Annotated in this window: 11 protein-coding genes; 4 read left to right on the forward strand and 7 right to left on the reverse strand. The window is 66.5% G+C overall.

What is annotated here, in order from left to right; translation table 11 throughout:
• Positions 1-5 precede the first annotated feature (5 nt).
• Positions 6-2,327 (reverse strand): polysaccharide lyase 8 family protein, encoded by a 2,322-nt coding sequence (locus ACFTSF_RS26160; RefSeq protein ID WP_380156393.1) that lies wholly within the window; start codon positions 2,325-2,327, stop codon positions 6-8.
• Positions 2,328-2,444: 117 nt separating this feature from the next.
• Between ACFTSF_RS26160 and ACFTSF_RS26165 the strand changes: the two genes are divergently transcribed.
• Complete coding sequence (locus ACFTSF_RS26165) at positions 2,445-3,479, forward strand: LacI family DNA-binding transcriptional regulator (protein WP_380156394.1); 1,035 nt, start codon at positions 2,445-2,447, stop codon at positions 3,477-3,479.
• On the opposite strand, the gene ACFTSF_RS26170 is transcribed toward ACFTSF_RS26165, so the two are convergent.
• Positions 3,467-4,807, reverse strand: a complete 1,341-nt coding sequence (locus ACFTSF_RS26170; protein WP_380156396.1) for a choice-of-anchor Q domain-containing protein — start codon at positions 4,805-4,807, stop codon at positions 3,467-3,469. The two genes, ACFTSF_RS26165 and ACFTSF_RS26170, sit on opposite strands and share 13 nt — an antisense overlap.
• Before the next feature lie 104 nt (positions 4,808-4,911).
• Positions 4,912-6,873, reverse strand: a complete 1,962-nt coding sequence (locus tag ACFTSF_RS26175; RefSeq protein WP_380156398.1) for a hypothetical protein — start codon at positions 6,871-6,873, stop codon at positions 4,912-4,914.
• Positions 6,874-6,943: 70 nt separating this feature from the next.
• Between ACFTSF_RS26175 and ACFTSF_RS26180 the strand changes: the two genes are divergently transcribed.
• The 3 genes from ACFTSF_RS26180 (at position 6,944) to ACFTSF_RS26190 (ending at position 9,890) form a co-directional block, all read left to right on the forward strand.
• Positions 6,944-7,648 carry a GntR family transcriptional regulator gene (locus ACFTSF_RS26180; RefSeq protein ID WP_380156400.1) on the forward strand — a complete coding sequence of 235 codons (705 nt, stop codon included), beginning with the start codon at positions 6,944-6,946 and terminating at the stop codon, positions 7,646-7,648.
• A gap of 86 nt (positions 7,649-7,734) precedes the next feature.
• Positions 7,735-9,195, forward strand: a complete 1,461-nt coding sequence (locus tag ACFTSF_RS26185) for an NCS1 family nucleobase:cation symporter-1 (protein ID WP_380156402.1) — start codon at positions 7,735-7,737, stop codon at positions 9,193-9,195.
• On the forward strand, positions 9,192-9,890 hold the full coding sequence (locus tag ACFTSF_RS26190; RefSeq protein ID WP_380156404.1) for an aspartate/glutamate racemase family protein: 699 nt from the start codon (positions 9,192-9,194) through the stop codon (positions 9,888-9,890). Before ACFTSF_RS26185 ends, ACFTSF_RS26190 begins: the two co-directional genes overlap by 4 nt.
• Here ACFTSF_RS26190 and ACFTSF_RS26195 read toward each other — a convergent pair.
• The 4 genes from ACFTSF_RS26195 to ACFTSF_RS26210 form a co-directional block, all read right to left on the reverse strand.
• A complete protein-coding gene (locus ACFTSF_RS26195) occupies positions 9,879-11,171 on the reverse strand; it encodes a hypothetical protein (RefSeq protein ID WP_380156406.1) in 1,293 nt (430 codons plus the stop codon). The genes ACFTSF_RS26190 and ACFTSF_RS26195 overlap by 12 nt on opposite strands.
• A gap of 5 nt (positions 11,172-11,176) precedes the next feature.
• On the reverse strand, positions 11,177-11,503 hold the full coding sequence (locus ACFTSF_RS26200) for a hypothetical protein (protein WP_380156408.1): 327 nt from the start codon (positions 11,501-11,503) through the stop codon (positions 11,177-11,179).
• Between the two features lie 66 nt (positions 11,504-11,569).
• Positions 11,570-13,453 carry an exo-alpha-sialidase gene (locus ACFTSF_RS26205; protein ID WP_380156410.1) on the reverse strand — a complete coding sequence of 628 codons (1,884 nt, stop codon included), beginning with the start codon at positions 13,451-13,453 and terminating at the stop codon, positions 11,570-11,572.
• Between the two features lie 79 nt (positions 13,454-13,532).
• Entirely contained in the window at positions 13,533-14,243 is a 711-nt protein-coding gene (locus ACFTSF_RS26210; protein WP_380156412.1) for a FadR/GntR family transcriptional regulator, read from the reverse strand.
• Positions 14,244-14,398 lie beyond the last annotated feature (155 nt).

Genomic DNA, 14,398 nt, shown 5'->3' on the forward strand with positions numbered 1-14,398 from the left:
CCAGCTTAGAGCCGGATGGTCAGCTTTCGGGTGGAGCCCGCTGCGTTGGTGACGTCCGCGGTGATCTCGAGGCCGTAGCCGGTACGGCGGAGGTGGACTCCTTCGTCGGCGCTGACGATGGTAGCCCTGGGCAATGACAGTCGGACACGTACCTCGGTGGCCAGTTGGGTCGGGTCGGAGAGGGCGATGTCGATCTCGCGACCACGAGCTCGCCGTACGACTGAGCATGGGGTGTCCGCGGTGAGTTCGGCGGCCCGGCCTGGGGACCAGAAGTTGGCCAGGAGGAGCCGACCACTGAGGATGGCCTGTACGTCGGCTGTGTTGCGGAGCACGAGGACTGAGCAGTGGCGAGCGAGTTCGGCGGTTCGTACGGCGGTTGCGCCCGGTGCGATGAGATAGCTGTACGTCGCGTTGGTCGGATCGACGCCGTGGTCCAGCCACATCGTCAGGTACCGGCGGTCGACCGGCGTGGTGGGGCCTCCCGTGTTGATGTCGCGCCAGGTGCCGGTCCGGGTTTCGCGGCGGAGCTGCAGTGGGGTGCTGCCGTCGAGGAAGACGTAGCCGGCGACTCCGTCCAGGTGAGCCCAACGAGCAGCGACGGTCTTTGCGTCACCGAGCTCCGGGACCTCTGCGGATCCGTTGACCAGCAGGGCGTTCGTGCCATCGCTGTGCAGGTTGCGGTTCTCGACGATCGTCTCGACGGGGTGCCCGCTGGTCCCGGTGATTCCGGCGCCGAGGGCAACGACGTACTCGTCCAGGCAGAACCAGGATTTGCGGGCGCGCATTGGTGAGCCCAGGCCTTGGAGGTCCTGGCCGACGGCTGCATAACCGGCGAGGGTGGATCCACCTACCCAGTTCGTAGTCGGTCGGCTGGCTCCCCATTCGCCGCCGGTTTTCGGTGCCAGGGGCAACTTGTCGACGGTGATGCCGGGGAGGCGGTAGCGGTCGACGGTGGGCCAGAAGGCGTCGGCGTACTGGCCGTTGTCCTTGTCATAGAGATACGTCATCCCGGAGCCGGTGTGGAAGCCCTGGTCGTTCTCGCCGTTGCCGCATTCGTAGTACGCGATCCGGGCGCTGGCCATCGAGATCGAGTAGGCCCAGCCGGAACGGCGGTGGACCGCGCGATCCATGCTGGCGAACAACGTGTGGCCGTCGGGCTCAGGTGCCGGGGTCACGCCCTGCAGGCTTTTGATCAGCGCGACGCGGGGGATGCTGGCCCCGGCGAGCACGCTGCCGAACGTGTCTCGCGAGACCCAACCGGCGACCGCGGCACGCCACTTTGTCGCGAGGGTGGCATCGACTCCGTTGGCCAGGCGCAGGATCGCCTCCATCACGGTGTAGCCGTCGTTGTGGTCGGAGGCGTTGTACCGCGAGACTGCGCGGCCGCGGACGAAGTCCATCATCCGTGTGTCGTGGACGACCGGGAGATACGCCTTCGCGACCGAGTCGAACAGGATCTGCCGCTTCGGGTCGGTGACTTCCCAAGGCGACTGTGCGAGCAGGGCGAGGAGCTTGCCGATGCCGTTGAGCAGGACGTGACCGTAGGTTCCGGTGTACGCAACCCAGGTGTGCTGGATGAACGAACCGTCGCGGTAGAACCCGTCGCCGCTGGTGACGTACTGCCAGGTGTCGCTGAGACCGTCGCGGGCATGGATGAGTTTCGCTTCGTCGTCGGTGACCAGCGAGCGCACGATGATCGCCTGGCAGAGGTCGACCCGGTTCGCGCCGGTCGACACGACCGAGCGCGCGGGCGGAAACATCAGGTACGGGTCGGGGACGAAGTGGTCGATGGCCGCGCAGTACCGATCACGCGCCTCGGCCGGCAGGACGTCGTACAGGAGGACCATGATGCTTGCGAGCGGCCGCGTCGCGCCGATCTCCCACGACCACCAGTTGCCGAACTCGGCAGTCGTCGTGTTGTAGATCAGCTGGTTCATCGACTCGAGCGCAGCCAGTACGTCGGTCAGTAGCGCGGCATCTTGGTGGTACGTCGAACCTGGCGTTGCCCAGGCGGTTGCCAGTTGCTCGAGCCGGACGTAGGTGTTCGCGACCGACGGGTCGGCGGTCAGCGGGTAGTCGGTGAAGACCCGCGTTCGTTGCGGAGCGCGGTCGAGTTTGCCAAGCGACGACGCAACCGCGGTGTCCAGGCGACGGAGTGCGGCAGTGTAGTCCGGATCGGCTGGGTCGATCGCCGTACCTCCGGTCAGGCTGGCGGCCCACCTGGCCCGCAGGGCGGCGAAGTCCGACGGGGCTGCGGCGGCCGGTAGATGGAGGGTGAGGGCTGCGGTGGCGGCAGTCGTGCCGACCAGGAAGGCGCGTCGATTCACGGGGGATCTCCTGAGGCGGATTCAGGGGGTGTTCGGATGAGTGTGGGCCAGGTCATCTGCTGGGTCAACAGATTGATACGAATGAATTTCCGGAGTGCTGCCCAGTAGAGTCGGCGCGTGAGCGGATCCGAGGTGCCGGCGGCTGACGTGCAGCGCGGGCAGAAAGCGCGGCATCTCGCGCTTGACCTGCGGCGCGGGATCGCCGAGCTGCGATGGCCCGGGGGCAAGCTGCCGACCGAGCAGCAGTTGGCCCGTGAGCAGGGGGTCAGCCTCAGTACCGTCCGGCGGGCGGTGGATCTGCTGGTCCAGGACGGACTGGTCTACCGGCGGCAGGGCTCGGGGATGTACATCGCGAGCAGCGACACCGGGCCGCTGATCGGCGTGGCGGTGCCGTCGATGACGTACTACTTTCCGCGCATCATCGTCGGTATCGAGCGCGAACTGGCTGTCCACGGTGCGCAGATGCTGTTGCGGTCAACGGAGTGGGACGCGGTCGCGGAGCGGCAGGCAGTCGAGGGGCTCGTGAGAGCCGGCGCGGCCGGGCTGATCCTCGCGGCGGACGTGCCGGGGCTGGACGATCTCGACGTACCGGTGGTGCTGGTGGAGCGTGGTCTGGAGGATCCGGGCACGTTGCACGAGTTCGTCGGGTCGAACCACGCCGCCGGAGCACGGGCTGCGGTTGAGCACTTGCGCGGGCTGGGGCACACGCGGATCGCTTACCTGGAACGGACGAGCCCGCATACGGCACCGCAGCTTCGCGACGGACTTGGCGACGTACCGGTGGTGTCGGAGACGCGGGACCGCTGGACGAGTGCCGACGCGAGCCGATTCCTTGCCGAACTCATGCGTGAGCAGGTCACCGCTGTCATCTGCTTCGCCGACCGCGAGGCGACCTTGCTGGTCAACGCGGCGGCCGCGAACGGCATCGCGATCCCCGGCGACCTCTCCGTGATCAGCTACGACGACGAGGTGGCCGACCTCTCCGATGTCCCGCTGACCGCGGTCTCCCCGGCCAAGCTCGATGTCGGCCGCCTTGCCGTCGAAACCCTGCGCGCGCGGCTCGCAGACCCCGACTCGCCGCGGCGGCAGATCTCGCTGATCCCCAGGCTCGTCGTACGCGACTCGACGGGTCCGGCCGCTCAGTACTCGTAGGCGCCCGCGTCGTACGGGACCGAACGGGTCTTGCCGTCAGCGTCCGTCGATGGCGCGTCGGTGGTGGTGCCGAATCCGATCGCGGGACTGCCGGACTTGAGGTGGACGTTTCCGGCGGCGTAGTCCACGAAGTACGTCGAGTACGCCGCGCCAACGGTCACGTTGTTGCTGTGCCGGGTATTGGTTCCGGCGCCGGTGTTGAAGGCGTGGGCCACGTTGTTGCGGATTACATTGTTGTCGGACGGGGTGCCGTCCTTCTGGTTGGTCAGCCGGATCTCGCTGTCGACCCCGAGCGCATTGGGCACGACCGTGTTGTTGACGATCCGGCTGTTGTTCATGCCGTAGAGGCCGATCGCGAGATTCACCTCGACCATCACGACATTGTTCTCGATGGTCCAGTTGTCGTACGGACCGTCGAAGGCGCCAATGCCTTGAGTGGTGTATTTCCCGTTGTACTGAAAGGGAATCTTCGAGTACCGGGTGCCCTGCCGACTGATGAAGACGTTGCCCCGAAGCACCACGTTCGTGATCGGCGTGAAGCTGCCGTCGCCGCGATAGCTCTGAAACATGTCGCGGTGCGGCGGATCGTTCTCCATGCCTGGCGGTACGACGGCGTAGCTGTTGATCGCGGAATTGCGCTCCAGGAGACAGCCGCTGACCTTGCAGCGGAAGGCATCCTCCCAGAAGTGGTTGACACTGTTGCCCCGGACAACAGCGCCGGTCGCGCCGGCACCGGCGGTCGTCGTCCGCTCGAGCATGACTCCGTTGCGGACATTGCGAATCTGGTTGCCCAGCACCTGATTGTTGCTGCCGACCACCATCACCGCGGTGCCGCTGCGGTTGACCCAATCGTCGTTCGCCCAGCCGGCCGCCGTACTGTCACTCGCGGCGCGGATCTGCGAGTTCTGTACGACGTCATTCGTGGCACCCGCGTCGAACTGGACCAGGTTGGCGGTGGTGAACGACCCGTCGGCCTCCTGTGGAGACACCACCACACCGTCGACCGTCCAGCGCGTGGCGCCGCTCTGGAAACGCAGTGTCCGCATTCTCGGTGTCTGGCCCGCTTCCGCCTTGATCGTCCGAACACCGGAGGCGACCCCGCCCCGAATCACGGGATTCCCGTGGTTGCCGCTCCGCAGGTAGATGACATCACCGGCCGCGAAAGTGCGGCCGGAGTCGAAGACCTCCTGCAACGTGCGCCACGGGCTGCCCGCGGTGCCGGGATTGGACGACGAGCCAGTCGACGGATCGACGTAGTACGCGGCGGCCGTGGGAACCGGCGCAAGCGACGCGGTGATGATCAGGGCGGCAGTGGCGAGAGGCAGCATTCGAAAGCTCCTTCAGTGGGGCGGCGACTGAGGGATTTCGAACGAGTGTGATCCAGGTCATGCCCGCCGTCAATAATTCATCCGAATGACTTTTCCTCGGTGAGTTAGCCGTTGACGTCGACCGGTGGGCAGGTTGGGTCTAGGCGGATGAGGGCTAGGTCTCGGCCGGCTAGGGTCCAGGCGTTCCAGGTGCTGGGTTGGAAGGCCAGTTGGGGGTTGGTGTACCACTCGTCGCCTAGGCCGGTGGCGATGAGTTGGGCGGTGGTTCCGCTGAGTTCGTGGACGTTGCCGCCGCCGTAGTAGGTGGCGGTGAAGACCTTGCCTCGTTGGAGGTGCAGTTCGCCGTAGCCGGCCAGTGATCCCTTGCGGACGATCTTGCGGGTGGCGAGGTCCATGGCGAACCAGCTCGAGGTGCGTTTGTAGACGCCGTACAGGAGGTTGACGTTCGGGTGGACCTTGAGGTCCTGGAAGGTTTGGTAGTTGGCGATCGGGCTGTTTCGCCAAAGGACCTTGCGGGTGGGCAGGTCGAAGGCGGCGATCGAGGCGGTGGTCTGGGTGGGGGTCGTGCCGCCGCCGCCTCGTACGTCGCCTCCGAGGTAGACGATGCCTTTCGCGCTGTCCAGGGACAGGGTCATCAGGGACTGGTCGGGGATGACGTCGACGTAGACGTTCATCTCGCCGGTGTCGGGGTCGACGATCGACAGTGCGCCTTTGAGGCTGGCGCCGAGAGCGCTCGACGCGACCAGGAGTTTGTCGGTCACAGCGTCGTACTCGAGATCCCACGGGCGTTGCTGGCCGTGGCCGAGGTAGCCGAGGCTGCGGATCGCGTCGGTGGCCTGGTCGATCTCGATGATCTGCCCGCTGGGGTAGATCGCGGCGTAGACCTTGTCGCCGCGCTGGACGAGTGCCTTGGGCTCTCCCGGCACCCAGAACCGCCGATGCAGTCCGGTGGCCAGATTCCTTACTGTCATGGAGAAGTGGCCGCCGATGTACACCGCTTTGCCCGAGATGAGCAGCATCGACTGCGGTCGTTCGGCCCCGGCGGGCAGGCCCGCTGCCATCAGATCGGTGTACGTCGATTGCCCGGTGCCGGGGTCCATTTCCCACCATCCGCCGCTTCCGGTGAAGCCGGTCAGGTGGCCGTCGACGGGCACGATCGTGCGCGTCTCCTCTTCCGCTCTCGGAGTCCCGACCTCGACGACGGCGGTATCTCCGCTGCGGTAGGAGAGGATCGCGCCGCGTGGCCGAGTCGAGAGATACGCAGTGCCGTCGGGGGAGACGGTGATCGCATCCGCACTCCGTCCGCCCAGGTCAATCGACTTGAGGTCCGTGCCGTCCTTGCGGACGTCGATCAGCGTGCCTCCGCTGCCGGCCAGTATCCGGTCGCCGTTGGTCGTCAGCACTGTGAACCCGGTCGGCCCCGTAGCCAGCTGACGCTTCGCCCCGGACGAGCGATCGATCGCGATCAACCGCGCCTTGTCCAGCAGACCGGCGTACACAGTGGTGTCGTCGACCGCGAGGGATCGCACATACCGTTCCCCTGTGGCGAGGACACCGAAGTCGCGGACTGCGCCGGTCGACGGAACGTACTCCCAGACCTTGCCGTCGGGGTAGGTGCCGAGATAGAGCGTCCCGTTCGAAGCGGCCGCCATACTCCAGATGAAGCCACCGTTGGCCCCGAACGACCGCAGCAAGGTCGCCTTGCCAGTTGCCAGGTCGTACCGATACAGATCCGGCACCGGGTAGGTCCCGAAGTAAACGTTGCCCCCGGCAACTGCCGAGGCCCAGGCGCCTTCGGGCCTCCCTTCCCCGGGCCCGTCCGGCAGCGTGGCGGACCGCACGACCTGACGAGTCGCCAGGTCGACGTCGCCGACGACAGGCGGGGTCTGTCCCCGCGTGACGACGTACGCGTGGCCCTTGTCAACCGCCGCCGTCACGATCGCGCCACTCACCGACGCCGGCCCGAACCGCTGAACCGCAGGATCCGCACAAGCCGTCTGCCCGGCCAACGCTTCCTCAGGTAAAGCGACCACGGACAAAGCCACCAGCGCCAGAGCCAACACCATCCGGAAAGATCGAAACACAGCTGCCCCCAGCGGATCCGCGACGTGAACCGCGTCAGACTATCGTGAGGGGATGCGTCGTCGATCGGCTTTTGCCTCTCGGTTGGTGCGGACGTCCGGCGCCGGCCGGACGCCGTCGCTGGAGGCTGACCTGCGGCGTGCCATCCTGACCGGCGATCAACAGCCCGGTACGCCGATTCCGATCGACGAGGTGGCGGCGTTCTTCGGGGTCAGTCCCATCCCGGTCCGGGAGGCGCTCAAGACCCTGTTGGCCGAAGGACTCGTCGAGCATCGGTCGCACGTGGGGTACAGCGTCGCCAAGTTGACGTTCAGCGAGTTCAAGGAGCTGTACGACGTCCGCCAGGCGCTCGAGGCGGCGGCTCTTCGGGCGGCCGTCGGCCGGGTCGATGTCGAGCACGAGGCGGAAGTCCGGGCGGCCCACGAGCAGCTTGGTGATGCGGTCGAGCGAGGAGACGACCGCGGGTACGACGCGGCGGCCCGCCGGTTCCATCTGGCCCTGATCGCGCCATCGGGGATGCAGCGCTTGGTCAAGATGTACGAATCCGCCTGGAATATCACCGAACCTGCCCGGCCGATGTCGCGCGTCCCCGCCGCCGACCGGGCCGCGCTGCACGCCGACCACGAGCGGATGATCGAGGCGTTCCAGGCCCGCGATGCAGATGCGCTGATCGCCCAGTCCGATGAGCACTACACACGTCTCCGGACCGTGATCAGCCGGTTCGCCGACGACCCCGATTGCTTCGTCGACCCTGCGTGATCGTTCGCGCTGCATATATTTGAGCGGAAACCTTGGGTTTACCGGCGGTGTCCGTCGCCGAAACGAGGTCTTCTTAGCGTCACTTCATGACCGACACCGCGACGCAGATCGACCCCGGGACCAGCTACGACCCGCGGCTCACGAACGAGGATCTGGCTCCGCTGCAGAAGCAGTCCTGGGGCAGCTACAACATCTTCGCGTTCTGGATGTCCGACGTACACAGCGTTGGCGGCTATCTGACCGCGGGCAGTCTGTTCGCGCTCGGCCTGACCAGTTGGCAGGTGTTCGTCTGCCTGATCGCCGGTATCTGCATCGTGCAGTTCTTCTGCAACCTGGTGGCCAAGCCGAGCCAGCTCGCCGGTGTCCCGTACCCCGTGATCTGCCGGGTCTCCTTCGGTGTCCGGGGCGCCAACATCGCGGCGATCATCCGCGGCCTGATCGCGGTCGCCTGGTACGGCGTGCAGACGTTCCTGGCCGCCGCTGCGCTCAATATCGTGTTCCTGAAGCTCTGGCCGGGTCTGGCCCCGTGGGCGGATGTCACGCAGCACGGATTCCTCGGTCTGTCCGTCCTCGGGTATGTCGGGTTCGCGATTCTCTGGGTGGCTCAGGCGGCGCTGTTCTGGCGGGGGATGGAGACGATCCGCAAGTTCATCGACCTGGCCGGCCCAGCCGTCTACGTGACCATGCTCCTGTTGTGCGGCTACCTGCTGATCAAGGCCGACTTCCACATCGACCTCAGCCTGTCGGACCACAAGCTCTCGGGCTGGGCGACGGTCGGCACGATGCTCAGCGCGATCGCGCTCGTGGTGTCCTACTTCTCCGGACCGATGCTGAACTTTGGTGACTTCTCCCGCTATGGCAAGAGCTTCGCAGCCGTGAAGAAGGGGAACCTCTGGGGTCTGCCGCTCAACTTCATCTTCTTCTCCCTGCTGACAGTGGTCACCGCGGCCGCCACCGTCCCGGTGTACGGCGAGCTGATCACCGATCCGATCCAGACCGTGCAGCGGATCGACAGCACGTTCGCCATCCTCCTCGGTGCCGCCACCTTCGTCACCGCCACCGTGGGGATCAACATCGTGGCGAATTTCATCTCACCGGCGTTCGACTTCTCCAACGTCAGTCCGCAGCGGATCAGCTGGCGGGCGGGCGGCATGATCGCGGCGGTCGGCTCGGTCGTCCTCACCCCGTGGAACTGGTACAACAACGAGACCGCCATCCACTACACCCTGGGCATCCTGGGAGCGTTGATCGGTCCATTGTTCGGCATCCTGATCGCCGACTTCTACCTGATCCGCAAGCAGAAACTCGTCGTCGACGACATGTTCACGATGGACGAAGACGGCGAGTACTTCTACTCGAAGGGCTACAACCCCAGCGCAGTCAAGGCAGTCGTCGCAGCGGGGCTGATCTCCATCGCCTCAGTACTGGTTCCGCGGTGGATCGATGCGGCGTTGTGGATCAGTGACTACAGCTGGTTCATCGGCTGCGGCGTCGGCTTCGCGGCCTACTCGGTCCTGGCGAAACGCGCCAACGTGGCCGCCGCGTGAAACTCAAGATCATCAACCCCAACACCACTGCATCGATGACCGCCAAGATCGGCGACTGCGCCCGAGCCGCGGCCGGCCCGGGAGTCAGAGTCGACGCGACGAGTCCTCGCCACGGACCGCCGGCGATCGAGAGCCACGCTGACGCGGCCCTCGCCGTACCGGGGGTGCTCGAGGAGATCGCCAAAGGCGAGGCCGAGGGGTACGACGGCTACGTCATCGCCTGTTTCGGCGATCCCGGCCTGAAGGCCGCGCGAGAACTCGCACGCGGTCCAGTGGTCGGTATCGCGGAGGCAGCGATGCGGACAGCGGCCTATCTCGGACGCGGTTTCAGCGTGGTCACCACACTGTCCAGAACCGTCGGGCAGGCTCAAGACCTTGCCGACGAGTACGGCGTCTCTCGGAGCTGCCTCGGTATTCATGCGTGCGAGATTCCGGTACTCGACCTCGAGACCGACCCGCAAGCCCGGGCAATCATCCAGCAGGCCTGCAAGGACGCCCTCGCCAGCGACGGCTCCGACGCGATCGTCCTCGGCTGCGCGGGCATGGCCGACCTGTGCCACGACCTGTCAGCCAACCTGGGCGTGAGCGTCGTCGACGGCGTCGCCGCAGCGACTGTCGCCGTCGAAGGTCTGGTGCGAATGCGGCTGACGACCGGCAAGCTCGGCGAGTTCGCCCTACCTCCGTCAGGGCGCTAGTTCGTAGCCGTGGTCTCGGAGTAGGCGGCGGAGTGAGTCCTTGAGTTCTTCCTCGCCGAGGCTGCTGTTCTCTGGAGCCCAGAGCATGAAGGCGATGCGGGAGGGTCCGGCTTCTTGGAGCCAGATGCCGGGGCGTCCGCGGTCGCGGGCGTACAGGAGATAGGTACCTCGTCGTTCGCCGGGACCCTTCCAGGATCCGCCGGTGGCGTCGGCCTGGTTGGGTTTGCCGAAGCTGAAGGGGATCACGGCCGAGGAGTACTGGGTGTAGACGACCCAGATCCCTTCGGCGGTTCGGCAGCTGTAGATCAGCCGGGTGATCTGACTGCCCTTGGCTTCCGGCTCTTCCTGCCAACTGCGGCAGGTATCCGACCATTGTGCGAGGTCGGCGCGGAGAGGGTGGTCAGCGGGGAAGCCGAGGGGGATGACAGACACAGTGGGGTTGCCGGCCGGCTGGGGGGTTGAAAGCGGCCCCGGCGATACGGTCGCGCCGGCGTTCGGCTGGGCGGATCCGCCACTGCGGCCGGCGAGCAGAACGATGCAGGCGACGAGCAACGCGCCCGCAGCGATTTGGAAGGCAAGGACCTTGGACTTGAGACTTCCTTCGCGCTGGGCCGACTCGGTCACGGTCCGCAATTCGGCCGACAGGATCTCCGCCGCAGGCCGGTCGCTGCTCTCCAGGCGCTCGATGACATCCTTCACATCCGCTGGTGCGAACGTGCTGAGTACCCGGGCAGCCTGGTGCGGCTCCATGTGGCCGAGGTAGACGGCGCGGTGCGTGGCTGGAAAGGCCGCGAGCACCTTCGCCGCCGTACCGATATCGCGTCGTGCGAGGTCCGACAACAACGGTGCACCGTCAGCAGACCCCATGCTGCCGATGATGCGCGCCGGGTTGCCATGGGCTTCCATCAAAGCCGCTCTGGCCGAAGGTTTCATCAACAGCATGAGCTTCCCGGCGAAGGCAGGGGCCAGCTGCCGGACGAGTTGCCGGGCGCCGGCCTCATCAGCCGTGACGAGCTTCGCGACGAGATCGGACGCACGACGGGGGTCCTTGGCGGCGAGATCGCCAAGAACACCCGCCTTGAGCTCGATCTTCCGGAACCTTTGGAATGCCGCGTTCAAACTCAGATGCTGAAGCTCGAGAACGAGGTCGTTGATCGACGACGGACTACCGATGTGAATGTCGCGCCCGGCGGCCAGACCCGCGATCGAACCGTCGCTGGCAATCGTCGGTCCGGTTTGCTGCGACGGCTTCCGGGCAGCGTTCTCGTCCGGGTCCGGCACGGTGATCAAACGCCTTCGTCAGGTCGCTCCGGCCGAGGTGTAGGCGGCGTACCGATGTTGATGTCGTTACCGGCCGCCAGCCCCGCAATCGAGCCCCCGCTCGCAAACGTCGTCCCGGTCTGCTGGCTGGGCCTCCCCTGACTTGGCGGCTCTGCCTTGGAGCGGGACGCGAGGGAACTCCCGATAGCGACCGTCGCTGTGCAACACACACCGGCCAATCCGATCGCCCAGGCCTTGACCTCACCGGTCAGCAGGTAAGTGCCCAGCACGATGACTGTGAAGAGCACCAGCACGGCACTGATGGTCGCAACCCACACCTTGGACCTGCTCATGCGCACCTCCTACGCCCTAACAGAATGGAGTGGAGAAAGGTCGCAGGCAAGAGCCGAAGGAATTGGTCAATCGACTGAATTGAAGGGGAGCGAGAGGCCGAGGGCGGGACGGATGGGGGAGTTGTGCTCGCGGATTCGGGTGAGTTCGGTGGGGGAGAGGGCGCGGCGGTAGACGCGGACCTCGTCGAGGTTTCCGCGCAAGCGGTTGGCGCCGTCGACACGCTGACCAATGTGAATGCCTTGTACGCCGAACTCCTGGCCGGCGGTGACTGAGCCAGGGGGCGCGGTCGCCGTACCGACCTCGGCTCCGTCGACGAGCAGGCGGAGTTTGCCGTTGGCACGTTGGAGGACGACGTGGTGCCACTGGTTGTCGTTGTACGCCGACGTCGACTGCACCGTGATGTTGAAGCGGTCGACCGCGATCAGCCCGCGGATTCGGTTGCTTTCGGGTTCGGCGCGGAGCCAGACCTGGGGTGTCGTGCCCGAGCCGGTGCGGTAGGCCCAGAGGAGCGCGTGTGATCCGGTGGTTGCGCCGTACTTGATCCACGTCATCATCGTGAAGTCCTGTGCACCGACGTCGATCGAGCGGTCGAACGGCACCTCGACGCGATCGTCAACGCCGTCCAGCGCAAGACCGCTGCCGAACTTGCCCTCGGCAACTGTTGCTCCACCACGCACGTACGCCGGGTTGTGGGCCGGCCCGAGGTTAGCCGTCGTCGGGCCTGGTGCGGGCGGGCCGGGGATGCCCGGGGGAGTGCCGTTCGGCGTTGCCAGGTAGGCCTCGTTGAACCGCGCGTACCGGATCGACTCGTACGGTGTCGCGACGCCGGCCTCGTAGAGCAGCGCGGCCTGATCGCCTTCCAGGCGAACCAGGTCGGAGTACGCCGTCGGTCCCCACCAGAAGACCTTGCCCTGCTGCCACGTGTCCCAGGTGCGCGCTTCGTCGTACGACGATCGGATCGCCATCACCTCGCGGGCAGCCGGGTGGGCCGGTGCGGAGAACAGGATCCGGTTCCGCCGATCGCCGTCGTACGGTGCGCTGAATCGGAGCAGCGATCCTTGGACGTCGGGCATCTCGAGTCGGGGCAGCGTCCGGAACGGGCGGTCGAACGACTCACCGCCGTCGCTGCTGATCGCGTACGCGCGGCTGCCCGGATCGGTGCCGCGTTCTCGAGCCAGTGAATAGATCCGGCCGTCCGCCAACTCGATCACGGTGACCTCTTGAGCGATCACCGTGCCGTCGTCGCGGGAGGTGGTCGCGCCGATATGCCAGGTCTGGCCGGAGTCGTCGCTATAGAGGAGGTGCGTGCCGTAGACGTGCGCGCCAACGCCGTCGTATGACTCGAAGTTGGCGCCGACGATCAGCCGACCTGCGTGCCGACCGTGTTGGAGCTGGATGCCGTGCATCGGTCCGGTTGCGTACCAGAAGTTCCAGCTCGGCAGTTTGCCGTCGGTGATCTCTCGCGGCGCTGTCCAGGTCGCCCCGGAGTCGTCACTGGTCTGCACGTAGGGGTCGCGGTCACACCCGTTCGGACAGGGGGCCGCGCCGTTGTGAGTCGTCACCAGGACGATTCGGCCGGTCCGGTTGTCCACCATCGGCACGGGATTGCCGTGGGTGTCGCCGGCTCCCTCGGACACCACCTGCAGCGGCCCCCAGGTCTTGCCGCCGTCGGTCGACCTTCGCAGTACGACGTCGATGTCGCCATCGTCACCGCAATCCGCGACCCGGCCCTCGGCGAACGCGAGAACCGTGTTGTTGGCCGCCCGCACGATCGCCGGGATGCGGAAACACGCGTACCCGTTCGTGCGCTGTTGGAACAAGGGGCCGTCTTCGACGAAGGGCGCAGCGGCGGCCGGCTCGGTGGCCTGGGCCGGAACGACGGATGCGAGCAGCGCGCCGACGGCGAGCAGAACTGGAGCCGCGACGCGGCCAAGACTGAACTTGCGCATAGGACTCTCCCTGAGAGTGGAGATAGGACGTGGGATGTCCGGCGTCAAGGTAGCCGACCTGGCGTGGTTCGCCAAGAGGTCAGTTGCTGCTGGGGGCCCGCGGACTGCGATAGGGGCCGGTGCCGAGGCGGTCGCGAACCTCGTCGAAGTGGGCGTGCACGGACTGCTCGGCCTGGTCGGCGTCGCCGGATCCGATCGCGTCGACGACCCGCTGATGCCGCGCCGCGGTCTCGGCCGGCGAGGGGGCCACGGTCTCCACGCTTTCGACGGCTCGGTAGACGTCCCAGAACAGACCGACCAACTCCCGAGCGAGCGGAACTCCCGCGGCATCGCAGATGTGCTCGTGGAACTCGCGGTCCGCGGTGGCCGCGTCCTGGCCCTCGACGCGCATCCGGTCGACGCAGGCGGACAGCTTCTTCAAAAGCTCGGCGTTGTCGGTGCGGGCGACCCGGCGGGTGAGCTCGGTCTCCAGGATCTCCCGGATCTCGAGCAGCTCGCTCAGCCGCTCGACGCTGCTGCCGGACGACCGGGTCCGGAACAGCAACCACGGGTGCAGCGCTGCTGAGCTGGCTGAGCCGACGAAGGTGCCGTAGCCGTGCCGGATCTCGACGATCCCGAGCGCCTGCAAGGCCTTGAGCGACTCCCGGACCGAGTTGCGGCTGACCTGGAAGTCGGCCATCAGCACGTTCTCGGTCGGCAGCGGGGCACCGGGTTGCAGGTTGCGCTCGATGATCAGGTCCGCGATGGCGTTGGCGAGCTCATCACTGCGTTTCGGCCGCGTCAGTGCCACAACGCACTCCCACTCTTCCGCTCCTGCATGGCCCCACATCCTACGTCCGAGGTCAGCCGGCTCCCGGGCTTGACCGACCGGCGACGGTCTCCTAAGGTCGGCGGTCATAGGACGTAGGATGTGGGATGAATGGCTGCAGCCTACCTCCTGCGACG

This window comes from Kribbella sp. NPDC056951 (genome assembly GCF_042674205.1).
Taxonomy (GTDB): Bacteria; Actinomycetota; Actinomycetes; order Propionibacteriales; family Kribbellaceae; genus Kribbella; species Kribbella yunnanensis.